Source organism: Streptomyces sp. NPDC046900 (assembly GCF_040644975.1).
In the GTDB taxonomy this organism is placed as follows: Bacteria; Actinomycetota; Actinomycetes; order Streptomycetales; family Streptomycetaceae; genus Streptomyces.
Window position 1 is genome coordinate 211,623 of sequence record NZ_JBEYXD010000008.1, and the last position, 18,348, is coordinate 229,970.

The 18,348-nt window shown below is 69.8% G+C and carries 23 protein-coding genes and 1 riboswitch; of the genes, 12 read left to right on the forward strand and 11 right to left on the reverse strand.

Annotated features, from left to right (window positions below):
- Positions 1 to 76 precede the first annotated feature (76 nt).
- The 3 genes from ABZ904_RS11575 (at position 77) to rocD (ending at position 2,736) form a co-directional block, all read left to right on the forward strand.
- Positions 77 to 580, forward strand: a complete 504-nt coding sequence (locus ABZ904_RS11575) for an Lrp/AsnC family transcriptional regulator (RefSeq protein WP_359391315.1) — start codon at positions 77 to 79, stop codon at positions 578 to 580.
- Positions 581 to 706: 126 nt separating this feature from the next.
- Positions 707 to 1,519, forward strand: coding sequence for a dimethylargininase (gene ddaH / locus ABZ904_RS11580; RefSeq protein ID WP_359391313.1), 813 nt, complete (start codon positions 707 to 709; stop codon positions 1,517 to 1,519).
- Positions 1,516 to 2,736 (forward strand): ornithine--oxo-acid transaminase, encoded by a 1,221-nt coding sequence (gene rocD / locus ABZ904_RS11585; RefSeq protein ID WP_360998289.1) that lies wholly within the window; start codon positions 1,516 to 1,518, stop codon positions 2,734 to 2,736. The genes ddaH and rocD overlap by 4 nt, the downstream gene beginning before the upstream one ends.
- A 170-nt stretch (positions 2,737 to 2,906) precedes the next feature.
- On the opposite strand, the gene ABZ904_RS11590 is transcribed toward rocD, so the two are convergent.
- Positions 2,907 to 3,383, reverse strand: a complete 477-nt coding sequence (locus ABZ904_RS11590; RefSeq protein WP_361822663.1) for a TIGR00725 family protein — start codon at positions 3,381 to 3,383, stop codon at positions 2,907 to 2,909.
- A gap of 283 nt (positions 3,384 to 3,666) precedes the next feature.
- Between ABZ904_RS11590 and ABZ904_RS11595 the strand changes: the two genes are divergently transcribed.
- From ABZ904_RS11595 to ABZ904_RS11605, 3 genes are all read left to right on the forward strand, one after another.
- Positions 3,667 to 3,855, forward strand: coding sequence for a hypothetical protein (locus ABZ904_RS11595; protein WP_359391307.1), 189 nt, complete (start codon positions 3,667 to 3,669; stop codon positions 3,853 to 3,855).
- Between the two features lie 239 nt (positions 3,856 to 4,094).
- On the forward strand, positions 4,095 to 4,820 hold the full coding sequence (locus tag ABZ904_RS11600; RefSeq protein ID WP_361000329.1) for a lysophospholipid acyltransferase family protein: 726 nt from the start codon (positions 4,095 to 4,097) through the stop codon (positions 4,818 to 4,820).
- Between the two features lie 509 nt (positions 4,821 to 5,329).
- Positions 5,330 to 6,205, forward strand: coding sequence for a LysM peptidoglycan-binding domain-containing protein (locus ABZ904_RS11605; protein ID WP_361000326.1), 876 nt, complete (start codon positions 5,330 to 5,332; stop codon positions 6,203 to 6,205).
- A gap of 117 nt (positions 6,206 to 6,322) precedes the next feature.
- Here the strand turns inward: ABZ904_RS11605 and ABZ904_RS11610 are convergent, their stop codons facing one another.
- The 8 genes from ABZ904_RS11610 to ABZ904_RS11645 form a co-directional block, all read right to left on the reverse strand.
- Positions 6,323 to 7,921, reverse strand: coding sequence for an alpha/beta hydrolase (locus tag ABZ904_RS11610; protein ID WP_359391301.1), 1,599 nt, complete (start codon positions 7,919 to 7,921; stop codon positions 6,323 to 6,325).
- Positions 7,922 to 8,059: 138 nt separating this feature from the next.
- Positions 8,060 to 8,824, reverse strand: coding sequence for an urease accessory protein UreD (locus tag ABZ904_RS11615; RefSeq protein ID WP_359391474.1), 765 nt, complete (start codon positions 8,822 to 8,824; stop codon positions 8,060 to 8,062).
- On the reverse strand, positions 8,812 to 9,489 hold the full coding sequence (gene ureG / locus ABZ904_RS11620; protein WP_361822668.1) for an urease accessory protein UreG: 678 nt from the start codon (positions 9,487 to 9,489) through the stop codon (positions 8,812 to 8,814). The genes ABZ904_RS11615 and ureG overlap by 13 nt, the downstream gene beginning before the upstream one ends.
- A gap of 130 nt (positions 9,490 to 9,619) precedes the next feature.
- Entirely contained in the window at positions 9,620 to 10,294 is a 675-nt protein-coding gene (locus ABZ904_RS11625; RefSeq protein WP_361822671.1) for an urease accessory UreF family protein, read from the reverse strand.
- Positions 10,294 to 12,015 (reverse strand): urease subunit alpha, encoded by a 1,722-nt coding sequence (locus ABZ904_RS11630; RefSeq protein ID WP_361000318.1) that lies wholly within the window; start codon positions 12,013 to 12,015, stop codon positions 10,294 to 10,296. The genes ABZ904_RS11625 and ABZ904_RS11630 overlap by 1 nt, the downstream gene beginning before the upstream one ends.
- Positions 12,008 to 12,319 carry an urease subunit beta gene (locus ABZ904_RS11635; protein ID WP_359391292.1) on the reverse strand — a complete coding sequence of 104 codons (312 nt, stop codon included), beginning with the start codon at positions 12,317 to 12,319 and terminating at the stop codon, positions 12,008 to 12,010. Before ABZ904_RS11635 ends, ABZ904_RS11630 begins: the two co-directional genes overlap by 8 nt.
- An 11-nt stretch (positions 12,320 to 12,330) precedes the next feature.
- Positions 12,331 to 12,633 carry an urease subunit gamma gene (locus ABZ904_RS11640; protein ID WP_361000315.1) on the reverse strand — a complete coding sequence of 101 codons (303 nt, stop codon included), beginning with the start codon at positions 12,631 to 12,633 and terminating at the stop codon, positions 12,331 to 12,333.
- Between the two features lie 257 nt (positions 12,634 to 12,890).
- Entirely contained in the window at positions 12,891 to 13,166 is a 276-nt protein-coding gene (locus ABZ904_RS11645) for a type II toxin-antitoxin system Phd/YefM family antitoxin (RefSeq protein WP_361822676.1), read from the reverse strand.
- Between the two features lie 153 nt (positions 13,167 to 13,319).
- Between ABZ904_RS11645 and ABZ904_RS11650 the strand changes: the two genes are divergently transcribed.
- The 4 genes from ABZ904_RS11650 (at position 13,320) to ABZ904_RS11665 (ending at position 16,011) form a co-directional block, all read left to right on the forward strand.
- A complete protein-coding gene (locus ABZ904_RS11650) occupies positions 13,320 to 13,955 on the forward strand; it encodes an ATP-dependent Clp protease proteolytic subunit (RefSeq protein WP_359391285.1) in 636 nt (211 codons plus the stop codon).
- 7 nt (positions 13,956 to 13,962) lie between these two features.
- Positions 13,963 to 14,271, forward strand: coding sequence for a hypothetical protein (locus tag ABZ904_RS11655; protein ID WP_359391283.1), 309 nt, complete (start codon positions 13,963 to 13,965; stop codon positions 14,269 to 14,271).
- Positions 14,272 to 14,725: 454 nt separating this feature from the next.
- Positions 14,726 to 14,921, forward strand: a riboswitch (cyclic di-AMP (ydaO/yuaA leader).
- A gap of 3 nt (positions 14,922 to 14,924) precedes the next feature.
- Positions 14,925 to 15,398, forward strand: coding sequence for a C40 family peptidase (locus tag ABZ904_RS11660; protein WP_359391281.1), 474 nt, complete (start codon positions 14,925 to 14,927; stop codon positions 15,396 to 15,398).
- A 79-nt stretch (positions 15,399 to 15,477) separates the two neighbouring features.
- A complete protein-coding gene (locus ABZ904_RS11665) occupies positions 15,478 to 16,011 on the forward strand; it encodes a DUF6328 family protein (protein WP_361000310.1) in 534 nt (177 codons plus the stop codon).
- Positions 16,012 to 16,075: 64 nt separating this feature from the next.
- Here the strand turns inward: ABZ904_RS11665 and ABZ904_RS11670 are convergent, their stop codons facing one another.
- The gene (locus tag ABZ904_RS11670) at positions 16,076 to 16,534 is read right to left on the reverse strand and encodes an ATP-binding protein (RefSeq protein WP_359391277.1); all 459 of its coding nucleotides are present in this window, start codon (positions 16,532 to 16,534) and stop codon (positions 16,076 to 16,078) included.
- A gap of 249 nt (positions 16,535 to 16,783) precedes the next feature.
- On the opposite strand from ABZ904_RS11670, the gene ABZ904_RS11675 reads away from it, so the two are divergent.
- Together ABZ904_RS11675 and ABZ904_RS11680 are read left to right on the forward strand one after the other, a co-directional pair.
- Entirely contained in the window at positions 16,784 to 17,644 is an 861-nt protein-coding gene (locus tag ABZ904_RS11675) for a helix-turn-helix transcriptional regulator (RefSeq protein WP_359391275.1), read from the forward strand.
- Positions 17,645 to 17,653: 9 nt separating this feature from the next.
- Positions 17,654 to 17,878, forward strand: a complete 225-nt coding sequence (locus ABZ904_RS11680) for a DUF397 domain-containing protein (protein ID WP_359391273.1) — start codon at positions 17,654 to 17,656, stop codon at positions 17,876 to 17,878.
- A 143-nt stretch (positions 17,879 to 18,021) separates the two neighbouring features.
- On the opposite strand, the gene ABZ904_RS11685 is transcribed toward ABZ904_RS11680, so the two are convergent.
- Positions 18,022 to 18,348, reverse strand: a 327-nt coding sequence (locus ABZ904_RS11685) for an aminotransferase class I/II-fold pyridoxal phosphate-dependent enzyme (RefSeq protein WP_361822682.1), incomplete at its 5' end; no start/stop codon positions are given.

Genomic DNA, 18,348 nt, shown 5'->3' on the forward strand with positions numbered 1-18,348 from the left:
AACGAGGAGTGTAGGTGGATTCCGTACGCCTGCCCATGTGCGGAGCATGGACGTTCCCGCTGGATACAGTGCCCGCATGAACAGCAGGCCGGCGCCGTTCGACGAGCTCGACCGGAAGATCGTCACCGCACTCGTGGCGAACGCGAGAACCAGTTTCGCCGAGATCGGCGCCGCCGTCGGCCTGTCGTCGACCGCGGTCAAACGCCGCGTCGACCGGCTGCGCGAGACCGGTGTGATCACCGGGTTCACGGCCACGGTGAAGCCGGCGGCACTGGGCTGGCGCACCGAGGCGTACGTGGAGGTGTACTGCGAGGGCGCGGCGCCGCCCCGGCGCCTGGCGGAAGTGGTGCGCAACCACCCGGAGATCGTCGCGGCGATGACCGTGACCGGTGGCGCCGACGCGCTGCTGCACGTACGGGCGCGGGACGTCGAGCACTTCGAGGAGGTGCTGGAGCGCATCCGTACGGAGCCGTTCATCCGGAAGACGATCAGCGTGATGGTCCTGTCCCACCTGCTGCCGGAGAGTCCGGAGGCCGGAGCCAGCCTTGCTGCCCCGGATGGCGCAACAGACATGCGCTGACCAGCTCGAAGACGCAGTATTGCTGCGCGGACGCGCAGTCTTCGTTTCTTGTCGCCCGTCTGCGTCACTTCCTACCTTGGTGCCAACTCTCAGTTCGACACCCCCAGGAAGCGGAGGAACCCCTCTGTGCCCGACATCCGTGTGCCGCGGCGGCGGCGCTTCCTCGTCTGCGAACCCAGACATTTCGCCGTGCAGTACGCGATCAATCCCTGGATGCATCCTGACACCAAGGTCGACGTCGATCTGGCTCAGGAGCAGTGGCTGGCGCTGATGGACACCTACCGTGCCCACGGCCACAGCGTCGACGCGGTGGACCCGGTCGCCGGACTCCCGGACATGGTGTTCGCCGCGAACTCAGCGGTCGTCGTCGACGGCCGCGTCTTCGGATCCCTGTTCCACGCGCCCGAGCGGCGCCCCGAGTCCGTCCACTACGAGACGTGGTTCAAGGCGGCCGGCTTCGACGTCCATCGCCCCGAGTCGGTCTGCGAGGGCGAGGGCGACCTGGTCTGGACGGGACGGTACGTCCTGGCAGGCACCGGATTCCGCACGACCCGTGAGGCGCACCGCGAGGTGCAGGAGTTCTTCGGGCACCCGGTGATCAGCCTGACCCTGGTGGACCCGTACTTCTACCACCTCGACACGGCGCTGTTCGTCCTCGACGACGACAACATCGTGTACTACCCGGAGGCGTTCTCACCCGGCAGCCGCGAGGTGCTCGCCCGGCTGTTCCCGGACGCGGTGCTCGCCACCCGCGACGACGCGATGGCCTTCGGGCTCAACTCCGTCTCCGACGGTCGCCACGTCTTCATCGCGCCGAAGGCGGAGGCGCTGGCCACCCGGCTCGCCGACCACGGCTACGACCCCGTCCCCGTCGACCTCTCCGAGTTCCACAAGGCCGGCGGAGGCATCAAGTGCTGCACCCAGGAGATCCGTCCATGACCGCACCCGCCCGCACGCGTTCGTCCGCCGACCTGATCAGCGCCGAGGAGCCGGTCCTCGCGCACAACTACCACCCGCTGCCCGTGGTCGTGGCCCGCGCCGAGGGCGCCTGGGTGGAGGACGTCGAGGGCCGCCGGTACCTGGACATGCTCGCCGGCTACTCGGCCCTCAACTTCGGGCACCGCAACCCGGTGCTCATCGAGGCGGCGCACCGGCAGCTGGACCGGCTGACCCTCACGTCCCGTGCCTTCCACAACGACCAGCTGGCCGAGTTCGCCGAATCCCTCGCCGCCCTGACCGGCCTGGACATGGTGCTGCCCATGAACACGGGCGCGGAGGCGGTGGAGAGCGCCGTCAAGGTGGCCCGCAAGTGGGCGTACGAGGTCAAGGGCGTGCCGGCCGACCGGGCGACGATCGTGGTCGCGGACGGCAACTTCCACGGCCGTACGACGACGATCGTCAGCTTCTCCACGGACGAGACGGCGCGGTCGGGCTTCGGCCCGTTCACGCCGGGCTTCCGGGTCGTCCCCTACAACGACCTGGCCGCGCTGGAGGCGGCGGTCGACGAGACGACGGCGGCCGTGCTGATCGAGCCCATCCAGGGCGAGGCGGGTGTGATCATCCCGGACGAGGGCTATCTCGCCGGGGTGCGCGACCTCACCCGCCGCGCCGGGTGCCTGTTCGTCGCCGACGAGATCCAGTCCGGCCTCGGCCGCACCGGCCGCACGATGGCCGTGGAGCACGAGGGGGTCGTGCCGGACGTCCTGCTGCTCGGCAAGGCGCTCGGCGGCGGCATCGTGCCGGTGTCCGCGGTGGTGGCGCGCCGGGACGTCCTCGGCGTGCTGCGGCCCGGCGAGCACGGCTCGACGTTCGGCGGCAACCCGCTGGCCGCCGCGGTCGGTTCGGCGGTGGTGGGCCTGCTGGAGACGGGTGAGTACCAGCGCCGGGCCGCCGAGCTGGGCGAGGTGCTGCGGGACGAGCTCGCCGCGCTCGTCGGCAGGGGAGTCGTGGGCTTCCGGTCGCGCGGGCTGTGGGCGGGCGTCGACGTGGACCCCGTCATCGGCACGGGCCGTGAGATCAGCGAGCGGCTGATGCGGGAGGGGATCCTGGTCAAGGACACCCACGGGTCGACGATCCGCCTGGCTCCGCCGCTGACGATCACGGAGGAGGAGCTGCGCTCCGCGCTGCGGACCCTGGAGAAGGCCCTGACGGCCTGACACGACGCGCACCCGGGGGGCCGCCACGCCTGTCCCCCGGGTACCGTCCGTCGGTCATCAGTCCAACAGCCCGCTGAGGTCCCGTACCGCGGCGGGCACACGCGCGTGCCGAGCCCCGGGCGGATCCGGTCCCTCCGCACCAACGAGCCCCAGCCCTCACCGAGCCGGTGTCAGTCCCACAGCCCGGTGAGCTCCAGCGCCTCGGCAGGCGTTCTCGCGCGCCGGACACCAGGCGGTTCCCGCCCGTCCCGGTCCACGAGCCGCCACCCCTCCCCCAGCTGGACCACGGGCACCCCGCCCCGGCGCACGGCCAGGGCCAGCTCGGAGAGCGTGCCCCAGGATCCGCCCACCACGATGACGGCGTCCCCGCTGTGCACGATCACGCTGTTGCGCGCCTGCCCGAGGCCGGTGGCGATCGCGACGCTCAGATCCGGAGCGGCACCGGCGCGATCGGCCCCCGGCAGCACTCCGACCACGAGGCCGTCGCGCGACCGCGCGCCCGCCGCCACCGCGGCCATGACCCCGCCGTGCCCGCCGCAGATCACCGCGGCCCCGCGCTCCGCCAGCAACCGGCCCAGCTCGTAGGCGAGGGCTCGTTCCCGTTCGCCGCACTGCGCCGGCCCGCACACCGCAACCTGCACCGCCATGCAGCCCCACCTCCGGCGCGCACGATACTGGCGAAACCGGCGCCGGGGCCGCAGCCTCGCCGCCCCGGGCCGCCCGGCAGGGCGCCTGGGGGAGCTCCAGGAGGCCTTGAAGGCACTCCACGCGGTCTCTGTACCCGGTGAGCGCCGAGGCACCTCACGGTGGGCCCGGCACCCCGCAGACGCGTCGCGGAGCCGATATGCGGGTGAATACGACGCGTGCCACGCTGATCGAGAGGGGCGGAGAGCTGCGCCCTTCCCTCACCTCATCGAGGAGTGAGCCGACATGACCGACCGGGGACGCGACCCGTACGCGGATGAATCGGGTCACCTCAGGGACATGACCGAGGAGACCCTCGGCGCCCAGGAGCAGGCACGTCAGGAACGCCAGCACCGGCAGGAGCAGCAGCAGCGCGGCCGCCCGACGGACGACGAGAGTGCCCACCCCGAGCAGGGAGACGACGAATATCTGTGATCATCCACCGCGCAGTGTCACTGTCCGTTTCGTGCGGTCCGCCCCTCGCGGACCGCACGAAACGGTTTCGGGGCTCTGTTTTTCCTGTCGATCCGTCAGGAAGGTTCCCATCAGGCCGAGTACAGCCGCACATGGTTCCGGCGGCCCCCGCCTGAGCCTAGACTTGCGCCCCACAACAGGCCGGTTGAGCTGCTGGAACGCGACGGTTGAGCCGATCCGCCGGAGTGAGGAGCGCCCCCTTGTTCTACTACCTGCTCAAATACGTCCTTCTCGGACCGCTGCTCAGGTTGGCCTTCCGGCCGCGCATCGAGGGACTGGAACACGTTCCTGCGGACGGCCCGGCGATCGTCGCCGGCAATCACCTCTCCTTCGCCGACCACTTCTTGATGCCCGCAATTCTCAAGCGGCGCATCACGTTTCTCGCGAAGGCCGAGTACTTCACGGGCCCGGGAATCAAAGGCCGTCTCACCGCAGCGTTCTTCCGAAGCGCAGGACAGATTCCCGTTGATCGCTCCGGCAAAGAGGCCGGGCAAGCCGCGCTCCGAGAAGGTCTCCGCGTGCTGCACAAAGGCGAGTTGCTGGGCATCTACCCGGAAGGCACCCGCTCTCACGACGGCCGCCTCTACAAAGGCAAGGTGGGCGTCGCGGCAATGGCACTCAAGGCCCGGGTCCCGGTGATCCCCTGCGCGATGATCGGCACCTTCGAGGCCCAGCCGCCGGGTCAGGTCGTTCCGCGCATCCACCCGGTGGTGATCCGGTTCGGCAAGCCCCTGGACTTCTCCCGCTACGCCGGCATGGAGAACGAGAAGGCCATCCTGCGCGCGGTCACCGACGAGATCATGTACGCCATCCTGACCCTCTCCGAGCAGGAGTACGTCGACCAGTACGCGGCCGTCGTCAAGGCGCAGGAGTCCGAGGAGAAGGCGGAACGGACCCGCAAACTCCCCCGCCTGCCGCTGAGTTGACGGCGCACGGCGGAACGGGACACGCCCGCCCCACTCGGCGAATGACAGCTACATGTCCGTTTTAATGCGCTAAATACCTAAACGCCGATTAGTCAGTTTTTGGGCGATTAGGGAATTTAACTGCCATTGCTCACTAAAATCCGAGCATGACATGTATTCCCCCCTGCGCGCCACCGGTAATCCCGCAAGGCGGGGTGACGCAATTCACTTACGAAGGCGCTTAGTGCCTTACGGATCTTTTAATTACCCCGAATTCCTGGGGTAAACACGGTGATCGCCATGCAGGACAACTATCCGACTTAGTTGGCAAAGCAATTGTCCTGTTATTTGCGGCGGCTAAGAATGACTCCGCCGCAGCGCACCGCTAAACGAAATGCGGGGCTGTCTGTCGAGGGAACCGGCAGCTGCGGGCAAGTAATCCCCAGAACGAGGTCCGCACCATGCCTATTCCCGCATCCCATCGACGGCCCAGGGCTCGCCGACTCGGGGGTCGCACGACCGTCGTCGGCATGTTCGCCTTGGCCTGCACGGCCCTGCTGAGCACAGTCCAGTCCGCCAGCGCCGCACCCGCCGCCAAGACGCTCGGAACCACCCACACCGTCCAGGACGGCGAAACCCTGTACAGGATCGCCCGGGCCGAGAACGTGCCCGGCGGCTGGCAGGCCCTCGCATCGGCGAACAAGATCTCCAGCCCGTACACCCTGATGGCCGGCCAGGTCCTGACCCTGCCGTCGGACACCAGCCCCTCCGCGCCCACCAAGGCGTCCCCCTCCACCTACACCGTCCAGCCGGGCGACACGCTGTACCGGATCGCCCACAAGTACCAGGTGCCGGGTGGCTGGCAGGCCCTCGCGGACGCCAACGACGTCTACCGCTTCGACCGCCTCGCGATCGGTCAGGTCCTGGTCCTTCCCGACGGCTCGTCCTCGCCCGCCGGGGACACCACCACCACGAAGGCCACCACCACGAAGGCCGCCACCCCGGCCAAGGCCGCCACCACCACGAAGGCCGCCACTCCGGCCAAGGCCACCACCACGAAGGCCGCCACCCCGGCCAAGACCTACGCCAACAACCTGGACGGCTGGATCAAGGAGTCGCTGGACGTCATGGCCCAGCACGGCATTCCGGGGTCCTACAACGGCATCTACCGCAACCTGATGCGTGAGTCCTCCGGCAACCCCAAGGCCATCAACCTGTGGGACTCCAACGCTGCGAAGGGCATCCCCTCCAAGGGCCTGCTCCAGGTGATCGACCCGACCTTCCAGGCCTACCACGTCCCCGGCACCTCGTGGGACATCTACGACCCGGTCGCCAACATCACCGCCGCGTGCAACTACGCGTACCACCGCTACGGCTCGATCGACAACGTCAACGGCCCCTACTAAGGGTTCCCAGGGCCGCTGCAGCGCGTCCAACACCTCCCCGGTGCTCCTGACGGCACCAGGGACGACGAGGGGGCGGCCGGGATTCCGGCCGCCCCCTCGCGTTGCGTTGCCCTGCGGCTACGGCTTCGGGGTGGCGTGCGGAGTGCACGTCACGTCGGCGCCGTCCGTCTTGCCGGTCAGCAGGTACGTGTCGACCCGGCTGTTGATGCACGGGTTGACCAGACCGGTCACGCCGTGGGAGCCCGCGTCCTTCTCGATGATCAGACGGGAGCCCTTGAAACGCTTGTGCAGTTCGACCGCGCCGTCGAACGGCGTCGCGGCGTCACGGGTGGACTGCACGATCAGGACGGTCGGCAGGCCCTTGCCGGTCGTCACGTTCAGCGGGGTCTGCTGCTTGACCGGCCAGGTGGCGCACGGCAGGTTCATCCAGGCGTTCGCCCACGTCATGAACGGGTAGTCCTTGTTGAGCCGGGTGTTGTCCCGGTCCCACTTCTGCCAGCTCGTCGGCCACTTGGCGTCGGTGCACTCGACGGCCGTGTAGACGGCGTTGCCGTTCTCCGACGCGATGTTCCCGGCCGTGTCCGACAGGTCGGGCGCGGCAGCGTCCACGAGGGCCTGGGTGTCACCGGCGACGTACTTGCTGAAGACGGTGGCCACCGGCACCCACGAGGAGTCGTAGTACGGGGCGCTCTGGAAGAAGGAGATCAGCTCGGCCGGGCCCACGACCCCGCCGATGGGGCTCTTCTTCGCGGTGGCCCGCAGCTCGAGCCACTTCGCCTGCACCGCGGCCCGGGTGGTGCCGAGGTGGAAGGCCGCGTCGTTGGCCGCGACCCAGTCCTCCCAGTCCTTCCAGCGGCCCTCGAACGCGACGTCCTGGTCCAGGTTGGCCTGGTACCAGATCTTCTCGCGCGACGGGTTGACCACGCTGTCGACGATCATGCGGCGCAGGTGACCCGGGAAGAGCGTGCCGTAGACGGCGCCGATGTACGTACCGTACGAGACGCCCAGGTAGTTGAGCTTCTTCTCGCCCAGGGCGGCGCGGATGACGTCCAGGTCACGCACCGTGTTGGGCGTGGTCATCTGCTGCAGCATCGCGCGGCCGGTGCGCTCGAGGCACCCCTCCGCGTACTCACCGGCGAGCTTGCGCTGAGCAAGCTTGTCCGCCTCGGAGTCGGGGACCGGGTCCGCCTTGGGAGCCTTCACGAACTCCTGGGGGTCCGCGCAGGAGATGGGCGCCGAGTGGCCGACACCGCGGGGGTCGAAGCCCACGAAGTCGTAGGCCTTCGCCACATTGGCCCAGATCGGGTTCTTGTTGGTCACCCGGGTGGGGAAGCGCAGCCCCGAGCCGCCGGGGCCGCCCGGGTTGTAGACGAGAGCGCCCTGGCGCTCGTCCTTGGTGCCCGTGCTCCCGATACGGTCGACAGCGAGCTTGATCTGCTTGCCGCCCGGGTGGGCGTAGTCGAGTGGAACGGTGACCCAACCGCACTGGATGGGCTTCGCCAGACCCCAGTCGGCCGGGCAGTCCTGCCAGTTGATTCCGGTCTTGGCGGCGCGCGCCGCGGCGATCGCGGCCCCGCGCGCTTCCCGGTCCTGGCCGTGGCGCGTGTCAGCGGTGGCCGACGGTGCCCCCACGGCGCCGGCTATCAGCGTCGCCGTGACGAGCGCCCCCGCGGAACCGAGCGCGGTGACTCGTCTCGTCGGTCTGATTCCCCTCAAGTGGGACCTCCCCGTGCCTTGTTCCGAATTGGTACGGGGATCTTGTCGGCTGTGAGCCACCTGAGAATAGGGGTTGCTTGACTTTCTTTACCAATCCGATAACCGGTACGTCACTCTCCGTTGAGCGGAGAGGTTTCGTCAGCCCAGGTCGCGCAGCGCCTCGTCCAGCACCCGGCGCAGCCGCAGGGCATCGGGCGCAACAGCGGTGACCAGGACGGCGGGTCCGGCCAGGGGGGTGAGCGCGGCGTAGTCGCCGAGCATCCTCGCACCCACGGGAGAGGGGCCGAACTCGGGCCGGACGACGACCAGTTGTCCGAGGGCCCGATGGCCGGCGAGGACGGCCGGCCCGTCCCAACCGCCGGGGGCGCCCGGGCCGCACGACACCTCCTGGTCGAGCAGCGGCCGTCCGTCCAGCCGTACGGTGAGACGGCTGGTGAGCCGGCCGGGTTCCTCACCGAAGCGCCCGAGGACCTGTTCCTCCCGGTGGACGAGCCGGGCGCCCGCCGCGAGGTCGATGCGTGAGGAGACGCGCAGGTCACTGCCTCGCGCCGAGATCAACTGTTCCGGCAGCCAGCGCAGTTCGGCTCCGGCGGCCACGTCCAGCCGGACGTCGTAGCGGGCCTCGCCCTTCGCCTGCCCGGGCAGCGCGAGGGTGGCGGCGGCCGATCCCACCTCGAGCCGGGCGCCGCTCGCCACCTCGGCCAGGACCGTGAAGTGGTCGCCGCCGAGTGGCCCGCTCATCGCGCCGACGAGCAGCACGCGCGCCCCGTCACCGCTCGCCCGGGTGCGGCGCAGCGCCAGCGGGCCTTGGCCCGCCAGCACCGGCAGGGACGTACCGCCCCGGCCGTCGTCCTGGGCCACGATCCGCGCGGTGGCCCGCACCCCCGTGGTCACGCCGTCCACGCGGCGAGTCGCGTCCGCACCCACGCGGCGACACTCCCGACGCCCTCCTCGGCCCGCAGCGACTGGAAGACGACGGGCAGCCCCGCCCGCTGCGCCTTCGCGTCGGCGGCCATCCGGGCGAGATCGGAGCCGACGTACGGCGCGAGGTCGGTCTTGTTGACGACGAGCAGATCGGCGGTGGTGACACCGGGACCGCCCTTGCGCGGGATGTCGTCCCCGCCAGCGACGTCGATGACGAAGATCTGGGCGTCGACGAGTCCTTTGGAGAACGTGGCCGTGAGGTTGTCGCCACCGGACTCCACGAGAACGAGATCGAGCGGCCCGACCGTGTACTCCAGGTCCTCCACGGCTTCGAGATTTGCGGAGATGTCGTCCCGGATGGCGGTGTGCGGGCAGGCTCCCGTCTCGACGGCGGTGATCCGCTCGGGCGGCAGTACGGCCTCGCGCAGCAGGAACTCGGCGTCCTCACGGGTGTAGATGTCGTTGGTGACGACGGCGAGCGACAACTCGTCCCGCAGGGCCCGGCAGAGCGCGGCCACGGTGGCGGTCTTGCCGGACCCGACGGGGCCGCCGAGCCCGATCCGCAGGGCACGGCGGGAGCCGTCGGGGCGGTGGGCGTCGGCGCTGAAGGCGGCGGGGCCCTCGTGGGTGTGGTCGAGATGCATGCTACGGCTCCAGATCGGTCCGCCGGTGGTCGCCGGCGCGGGCGGTGATCAAGGACGAGGCCGTTCAGGCCGAACCGGGGGCTGAAAGCCCCCGGGGACGGAAGGACAGGGGCGGCGCGGCGGATCCCTCCTACGACGCGAACAGACGCACGGGCCAGGCGGCATGCGCCTCCGCACCGATCTCCAGCAGCGGAGCTGAGGCCGCGGGCAGAGCGTCGGTCCCGTCGTCGAGCACCCTGCTCGCCGCCAGGACCGCCCGGTCGGCCAACCGGTCCGTCTCCGGCGCCAGGCGGGCCAGCACGGCCGTCGCGGCGAAGGGGTCCAGACTCAGCAGCCGCACCGTCGCGGTCGCCGGCCCGCTGACGCTCTCGTAGGCCGCGCAGTGCGCCGCGTCCTGCGGCCCGAGCCCCGCGGCCCGGGCGGCGAGCCCCAGCACGACCGGCTGGTGCGTCCCCTTGGGAAACTCCCGTGCCATCGCGTTGAGTTCGGCGGAGGGCCAGGCCGCCCGGGCCGCTCGCATCAACTGCCGGCCGAGTCTGCGCGCGGCGAGGCGCAGCGCGGGCGACGGGGTACGGGCGTCCGCGGCGGCGTCCAGCACGGCCGGGTCCACGCCGAGCGCGGCGGCCGCCGCGAGCGAGGCGGACACCAGCCCCGCCGTGTGCAGCCGCCCGCGGCAGAACTCCTCCAGGGTCGCGGCCCCGGTGATCCGCCCCGCGTGCACAGCCGCCTCGGCCCCGCCGGAGTGCGCGTGCCCTCCGGCGGGGAAGCGGCCGTCGGCCAGTACGAGAAGCGCTGCGCGGGACATCAGAAGAGGAAGTAACGCTGGGCCATGGGAAGTTCGGCGGCAGGTGTCGCCTCGACCAGCTCCCCGTCGATATGGACGGCGAAGCTGTCGGGGTCGACCCGCACCCGTGGACGGGCGTCGTTCTCCCGCATGTCCGCCTTGGTGACACCGCGCGTGGACTCGATGGCCACGAACCGCTTCCCCAGTGAGAGCCGCTCCGGCAGACCGTCCTCGATCGCGAGCGGGGCCGCGAAGTTGACGGAGTTCGCCGCCGGTGCTCGCCCGATCGCCCCGAACATCGGCCGCGGCAGGATCGGCTGCGGGGTCGGGATGGACGCGTTGGCGTCGCCCATCTGCGCATAGGCGATCTGTCCGCCCTTGATCACCAAGTGCGGCTTGACCCCGAAGAACGCGGGCTCCCACAGCACGAGGTCGGCGAGCTTCCCGGTCTCGACGGAGCCGATCTCATGGGCGAGGCCCTGGGCCAGCGCCGGATTGATCGTGTATTTGGCGACATAGCGACGTACCCGGTGGTTGTCGGCGCGGCCGTCACCGGGCAATGCGCCCCGCCGCCGCTTCATCACATGTGCGGTCTGCCAGGTCCGGATGACGACCTCGCCGACCCGGCCCATGGCCTGGGAGTCGGAGGAGATGATCGAGATCGCGCCCAGATCGTGAAGTATGTCCTCCGCGCCGATCGTGGACGGCCTGATCCTCGACTCGGCGAACGCCAGGTCCTCCGGAACGGCCGGGTTCAGATGGTGGCAGACCATCAGCATGTCGAGGTGTTCCTCGGCCGTGTTGACGGTTAAGGGCCTGGTGGGGTTGGTGGAACTGGGCAGGACGTACGGCTCGGACACCACGGTCATGATGTCCGGCGCGTGCCCGCCGCCGGCGCCCTCGGTGTGGTACGCGTGGATGCCGCGGCCGTCGATCGCGGCGAGCGTGTCGCCCACGAAACCGGCTTCGTTGAGCGTGTCCGTGTGGATGGCGATCTGGATGCCGGTCCGGTCGGCGACGGTGAGGGCCGTGTCGATGACGGCGGGCGTGGAGCCCCAGTCCTCGTGCAGCTTCAGACCGAGTGCGCCGCCGCGGATCTGGGAGAGCATCGCGTCCTGGGAGACCGTGTTGCCCTTGCCGAGGAGCCCGAAGTTGACCGGGTACTGCTCCATCGCCTCGAACATCCGCGCCAGGTGCCAGGGGCCGGGCGTGACGGTGGTCGCCTTGGATCCCTCGGCCGGTCCGGTGCCGCCGCCGATCAGCGTGGTGATGCCCGAGGCGAGCGCCTCGTCGGCGATCTGCGGGCAGATGAAGTGGACGTGCGCGTCGATGGCGCCGGCGGTGACGATCCGGCCGTTGCCCGCGATGATCTCGGTCTCGGGGCCGATCACCAGATCCGGGTGGACGCCGTCCATCGTGTCCGGGTTGCCGGCCTTGCCGATCGCGCTGATCCGGCCGTCGCGGATGCCGACGTCGGCCTTGACGATGCCCCAGTGGTCGATGACGACGACACCGGTGATCACGGTGTCGGGGGTTCCGTCGGCGCGCGTGGCCCGTGACTGGCCCATGGATTCGCGGATGACCTTGCCACCGCCGAAGACGGCCTCGTCACCGGCGAGTCCGGGCCCGCCGCAGCGGTCCTCCTCGATCTCGACGAGCAGATCGGTGTCGGCGAGCCGGATGCGGTCCCCGGTGGTCGGTCCGAACAGGTCGGCGTACGCGGCGCGCGCGATCTCAGGCATCGAGGGCGCCTCCGGTCTCCCCGCGCAGTCCGGGCACGATACGGGCCCCGGCGAGCGGCACGAGTTCCACGTCCACGGGGATGCCGGGCTCGAAGCGCACGGCGGTGCCGGCGGCGATGTTCAGGCGTTTGCCGTGCGCGGCCGCGCGGTCGAAGCGCAGCCCGGGGTTCGCCTCGGCGAAGTGGTAGTGGGAGCCGACCTGGACGGGCCGGTCGGCGGCGTTGAGCACGGTCAGCGGGGTGACCTCGCGACCCTCGTTGAAGACGACCGGGTCGCCCGCGAACAGGATCTCTCCGGGAATCATGCGGCTCCCCGTCAGACGATCGGGTCGTGGACGGTGACGAGCTTGGTGCCGTCCGGGAAGGTCGCCTCGACCTGGACGTCGTGGATCAGCTCGGGGATGCCCTCCATCACGTCGTCCCGGGTGAGCAGTGTGCGCCCGGAGGCCATCAGCTCGGCCACCGCCCGGCCGTCACGCGCGCCTTCGAGGATGTGCGACGTGATGAGCGCGACCGCCTCCGGGTGGTTCAGCCTGAGTCCGCGGGCCCTTCGCTTCCCGGCCACGTCGGCAGCGACGTGGATGAGCAGCCTCTCTTGCTCGTGCGGGGTCAGTTGCACGTCCCACCTCACAGTCCTCGCTCCGGACCGTGCGGGGCCCGGTTGCCGCGGCCACAGGGAAAAGTCCCTGATGGTGTGGTGGGGCAGGCTAGTTGGACCGGGTTTCGCCCACGTTAACCGAGCTGTGATCCGGCCGTGCCGCAGAGTGCGGCTGCCGCAGCCTGATCAGCGCATGGCCCTCGCGGTCCACGCTTCGTTCCGGCGCTCGGCCACCGCGTCGGGATGGGATACGGGCTGACGGCCGCGTCCGGCGGCCGTCAGGACGCGTCGGACCCCCGGTGCTCGGCCGTGATGCCGAAGCGGCGGGGCTCCCGCGGGGCCGAGGAGACGTCGCGGACGCTGGAGACCGAGCTGATCACCTGCTCTTCGGCTGCATCCAGCTCGGCGAGCCGTTCGAGGTCAGCGGCGGAGACCAGGGCGACGAGAGGCTTTCCGTGCCGCGTCACGACGACCCGCTCGCCGCCGTACACCACGCGGTTGATCAGATCGGCCAGCTCAGCCCTGGCTTGCGTCACCGGAATCTCGTAGGCCATGTGTTCCAGCTTAGACCGAGGGCCTGACGGTCCTCTTCGAACGAAAGATCCGCCACTGGTCCCCTCGTTTTTCGCTCTCAGCATGCTCACCTCCAGACCCAGCGTACGTCCTGTACATTTTGTACGGAAGCCGATTCCGAGGAGGCGCGTGCCATGAACCGACCGTCCGCCCGCTATGTCCTGCCGGAGTTCACCGAACGCACCGGCTACGGGCAGCGGACCCTCGACCCGTACTCCAAACTGCTGGACGAGCGGATCATCTTTCTGGGAACGCCCATCGACGACACCTCGGCCAATGACGTGATGGCGCAGTTCATGCATCTCGAGTACCTGGATCCGGACCGGGACATCTCGCTGTACATCAACTCCCCCGGCGGATCGTTCAGCGCGATGACGGCCGTCTACGACACGATCCAGTACGTCGGCTGCGATGTGGAGACGATCTGTCTCGGCCAGGCGGCGTCCGCCGCGGCCGTTCTGCTCGCCGCGGGCACGCCGGGCAAGCGGTTCGCGCTGCCGGGCGCACGCGTACTGATCCACCAGCCGTCCCTGCCGGAGCCCATCCAGGGACAGGCCACCGATCTGGCCATCCAGGCCGAGGAGCTCATCCGCACGCGCAGGCGGCTGGAGGAGATGCTCGCGCGGCACACCGGGCAGAGTCCCGAGCGGATCGCAGCCGACATCGAGCGGGACAAGATCCTCGACGCCCCGGCTGCGGTGGAGTACGGGCTGGTCGATCGCATCATCCCGAGCCGCAAGGCGTCGCGCACCGCGCCCGGCGCGAGGTGAGCCGTCGATGCTGCCGCCCGAACTGCCTCCGCTGCCCCCGCTGACCCGTGCGGAAGCCGAACTGATCGACCGTTACCTCGACGTGGTCGACCTCGTCGGCCGCATCAACCCCGCGCACTCCGGGGACACCTACGGCTCACTGCGCGCCGCCCAGGCCCTGGTCGGCAAAGCGGTGGCCCTGCGCGAGGCCCTGGCGCTGATGCACCAGCGCGGGGAGAGCGAACTGCACGGCCGCACGCTCGCCCGGGCGCTGCGCGTCCTGGACGGCGAACGCCGCGCGGCCCGTGTCACGGTGCCTCCCGGACCGGACGACTGAGCTGATGGATCGGTGCGGATGCGGGGCCGGCCTGAGCGACGGCTCCGCCGTCCTCCACCGCCGCGCGGGACGGCTGGCTGACGGGTAGTGACTGGTGCGCGGGGGCGGGGCAGTTGACTGGACGGTCGCCGCGCACCGCGCATCGGGCGGCGACCCCTACCCCTTTACCGCGGCTCAAACGCGCCGAACGGGTTACCCACACTCGGAGTAGACGTCCATGATCCCAAGGGCCCGCGAGGCATGCGCAACGCGCTTGCCCTTGGGCCAGGATGAGGTGTTCCACCGCAGGTCCGGGCCTCGTCCCACCCCTCAACGCGGCCCGAACAAAGGGCTGTCCAGCCGAACGGGTGAGTGGTGAGTAATGCCACAAACCACCGGTTCCATTGTGTTTTTTGGACACTCGTGAGTGAAGATCCCTTGCTGACGACAAGCCCCCGCCACCACGGCGGGGCGGTCCGGGCGGACGCCGAATCCTGCCGCCGCCCGGATGACGGGTCGACAGAAATGGATCGGCAGGAGTGGAGGACCCAGCAAGGCGGGCCGCCGGAGAGATCCGGGCGGTCCTTGGGGTGAAGCCGCGTGAGCGGCCGGGCTACTTCGCCAGCCCGAATCCGACAGGACATCCTTCACAGGCGGCTGACGAAGGGTTGCGCATGACTGCGCTCAATCGTGTCCCGTCGCTGCTGACCCGGGCCGGCACGGCCTCGGCTCTCACTCTCGCCGCCGTCGGCGGCAGCATCGTGGCCCCCGGCCTCGCAACCGACGCCGCCGCCGCGGCTCCGGCTACCAAGGCGCTGCAGATCGCGGCGTCCAAGAAGGGATCGCCGTACCAGTACGGTGCCACCGGCCCGCGCCGCTTCGACTGCTCGGGGCTCACGGTGTACGCGTTCAACAAGGCCGGCAAGAAGCTGCCCCGCACCGCCGCGGCACAGTACAACAAGACGCGCCACATCTCCGCGTCGCACCGCAGGGCGGGAGACCTGGTGTTCTTCCACTGGGGCCGCAGCGTCTACCACGTCGGCATCTACGCCGGGAAGGGAAGGATCTGGCACTCCCCGAGGACCGGGGACGTAGTGAGGCTCCAGAAGATCTGGACGAAGAGCGTGTGGTACGGACGGGTCAGCTGATTCGACCTGCGGGGTGGCGGCACGGCGCGCCGCCACCCCGCCGGGGCGTGCGCCGGGTCGAATCGGTTACTTGTTCACCATGGCCGACCCACTACCTCACCAGGATCGGAACGAGACACCCCTGGAGCGCGCCGACCGCAACTTCTCCGAGTTGCTTCAGGAGCTGCGGGTCACCCAGACCGGGGTGCAGATCCTCTTCGCGTTCCTGCTGACCCTCGCCTTCACCTCGCGCTTCCCGTCCCTCGACACGGTCCAGCGCATCACGTACGTCACCACCCTCCTGCTGGCCGTGTTGGCCGCAGCCCTGTTCACCTCGCCCGCGGCGCTGCACCGCACCCTCTTCCAGCAGCGTGTGAAGCCCTCCGTGGTGCGGATCTCGTCCCGCCTCGCCGCGCTCGGGCTTGTGGTCCTGACGCTGGCGTTCACCGGGTCGGTGCTGCTGGTGGTGGACGTGGCCATGGGTCGCATCGCCGGTATCGCCGCCAGTGCGAGCACCTTCCTGGTCTACGTCGGCCTGTGGCGTGTCATGCCGCGGATGGTCCAGCGCACGATCACCGATCACCGGACGACGGACCAGGCGGACGGCCGGGACACCCCCGGGCCCTCTCGCTGACGTGCGGCCGCCGGTCCCGCCCGGGGCGACGAGACGACACGGCGCCGAGTGCGCCGGCCGGGTCTCAGGGGCCCTGCTGGCCGCCCGCCGCGACCGGCTCCACGGGTGCGGCCCACGGCAGTTCGATCGCGACCGTCTTGCCGCCCTCGCGGGTGGGCCGCACGCTCAGCTTGCCGCCGTACTCCGCGGCGAGCCAGCGGATGATCACCATTCCGCGGCCGTTGTCCTGTTGCACGGCCGCGGGCAGGCGTTTGGGGAAACGCGGGTGGCTGTCGGTGACGGCGATGCGCAATAACTCGTCCCGGTCGAGGACGACGTCCACCGTGAACGTGGGTGACTGCCCCAGGGTGTGCTGGACGGCGTTCGTGGCGAGTTCGGACACGATCAGCCGTACGGTGTCGGCGACTTCGGCGTCGCCCGGCAGTCCCCATTCGATGAGAATGTCGGAGACATATTTCCGGGCGGCGGAGACCGAGGCGGGATCGCTCGGCAGAGTGACGGATGCTTCCTGATGATCTGCCATGGCGACGTCGTCCCTTTCCCACGGGACCGGAGTCCGACACGAGGGGTTGGTTCGAGTAACGGTTCCGGACTTGGTGCTGCTCGCCAGCCTGCCATCACCTGGCCCCTGTCGGGTGCGATCCCCCGAGATATGCATATATCTGTCGCCCAAAGCGGTGAACTCTCCGACGACCGACCGTATTTGGGCGACCCCGGGGCTCATCCTCTACCGTCGCCGTGAAAACCGCGCGCCATGCGGAGGGAGTCGGCCATGCAGTACGGACCAGCGGTGCGCCGCCGCAAACTCGGCGCCGAATTGCGCGACCTGCGCGCCCGGACGAGGCTCACGAGCGGTGAGGCAGCCGCCCTGGTCGGCTGGCACCAGTCCAAGGTGAGCCGGATCGAGACGGGTGCCAGCGGGGTCAAACCGGCCGACGTGGGCCGGCTGCTGGACGCGTACGGTGTCGAGGAGCCCGAGCTGCGGGAGCTGCTGCTCATGCTCGCGGGCTCGGAGGACGGCGGCGGGCGGCAGAACTGGTGGAACGCCTACCGCGGGGTGTTGCCGCCGACCTACCGCGATTTCATCAGCCTGGAGTCACAGGCGAGCGGGATACGCACGCTGGAGACCTCCGTGGTGCCGGGGCTGCTCCAGACGCCCGAGTACGCCCGGGCCGTGACCTGGGCCGCCGTCGGCGGCCTGGAGGACGACAAGCTGGACGCCCTGGTGGAGGTGCGGCTGGCCCGGCAGGACGTGCTGCGCGCCGATCCGCCGCTGAGCCTGTGGGCGGTTCTGGACGAGGCGGTGCTGCACCGGGAGGTCGGGGGTCCGAAGGTCATGGCGCGCCAGCTGCAACGGCTCCTGGACGCGGCCAGACTGCCCCAGGTCCGGCTCCAGGTCCTGCCGTTCGCCGCCGGGGCGCATATCGGCGTTACCGGACCTTTCGTTATCTTCTCATTTCCGAGCAGATCTGATCTGGATGTAGTTGTTCTCGACCACTTGACGAGTAGCCTCTACCTGGAGCGGAAAGAAGACCTCCAGGCCTACAGCGAGGCCTTCAACTCCCTTCGGATCCACGCCCTTTCCCCCGAGGACACGTTGGATTACATCGCCGCGTTGGCCGGCGACGCATAAGGAGTCACCATGTCAGCACTGCCTCGACACATCCCTTCCAGCACCTTGCTGCACGGAGTGCGGTGGCTGCGCAGCAGTCGCAGCACGGGAATGAACAACTGCGTCGAGACCGCTCTGCCCGGCCCCGGACGCTGGTCCGGCCTGGTGGCCGTGCGCGACTCGAAGAACGTGAGCGGACCCGCCCTGGTCTTCGGCCCCGACGCCTGGAAGGAGTTCCTGACCGAACTGAGGTGATCACGTTCCTGCGACTCGGTAGCAAATCGGCCAATTTCGAACCGCTTTCCGAGTCACTTCCGTAGCAATTCCTCCCCCACTCTCTTCGTACGAGCTCGTAGGCATCACCCGTACGGCGCGCGAGGCACGGCCGTTTCGCCGACTCACGGTCGCGTTTCGCCGATCACCCCCACGGCGTGCTCGATCTGACCGTCGGTGAGGTCGGCACGAGCGGTCAGCCGCAGCCGTGAGATGCCGTCGGGCACCGAGGGCGGACGGAAGCAGCCGACGGCGACCCCCGCCGCCCGGCACCCGGCCGCCCACTGTACGGCCAGTTCGGGGGAGGCTGCCCGCACGGAGACCACGGCGGCGTCCGGACGCACCGCCTCATGGCCCTTCTCGGTCTCGTCCGGTGTCAGCGTCGAGACGGTGATCCGCATACCGGGCGGCGCGCTCATCCGGTAGCGGGCGCCGGGGGCGACGGCCCATCC